The 333-nt window shown below is 70.9% G+C and carries 1 pseudogene; it reads left to right on the forward strand.

From position 1 onward, the window contains the following. Positions 1–71: 71 nt before the first annotated feature. Positions 72–333 (forward strand): annotated as a pseudogene (locus ACZ3HG_RS23240) (hypothetical protein); the annotation flags it as partial.

Consider the following 333-nt stretch of genomic DNA (forward strand, 5'->3'; position numbering starts at 1 on the left):
GGGAGTGCCGAGGCAACCGCCCTCAGCGGCCTCTACAGCGGCCACCTGACCACCCTCGAAGGAGTACGCGCATGAGCGCCCGACCCGAACGCAAACGCTCCACCCTCAGCGGACGCAACCCCATCGCACCGGCCGCTGAGACGCCGCAGGAGCCTCCGGCAGCCGCTCCCGCGCCTGCCGCACCGGCCACGCCCGCAGAGAGCGTCACAGAGCCGCAGGCGGCCGCACCGAAGAAGCGCAGCAAGTACCCGCCCAAGGTGTCGTTCTACCAGGAGCAGGAGGACACCGACCGCATCCGCGGCGCGATCATGCACACCATCCCCTACGAGGGCG

The sequence above is a fragment of the Erwinia sp. PME.40.26/001 genome (assembly GCF_055556675.1).